At 28.9% G+C, this 329-nt stretch carries 1 protein-coding gene; it reads right to left on the reverse strand.

The features are described from left to right. On the reverse strand, positions 1–329 hold a 329-nt coding region (locus QWI17_RS19545), incomplete at both ends, for a sigma 54-interacting transcriptional regulator (protein WP_302724209.1).

Consider the following 329-nt stretch of genomic DNA (forward strand, 5'->3'; position numbering starts at 1 on the left):
ATAACTGGTTTTTCGACCTCATATTTATCAGCATAAAGTTCTAAAAAATAATCAATCAAAGGTTTAATATCTTCTTTTCGTTCACTAAGATTCGGCATTGTAACCGAAATTGTATTGATTCGATAATATAAATCTTCTCTAAAATGACCTTCTTTTACTGAATTTTCAAGATTCACATTCGTAGCAACAATTATACGAACATCAACTTTTCTTGGTGAACTTTCTCCCAAACGAATAATTTCTTTATTCTGAATGACTTGCAAAAGTTTTGCTTGCAAATGATTTGGTAAATTTCCAATTTCATCTAAAAAAATCGTTCCATTATTTGC

The sequence above is a fragment of the Gilvimarinus gilvus genome (genome assembly GCF_030518155.1).
GTDB classification, from domain to species: domain Bacteria; phylum Pseudomonadota; class Gammaproteobacteria; order Pseudomonadales; family Cellvibrionaceae; genus Gilvimarinus; species Gilvimarinus gilvus.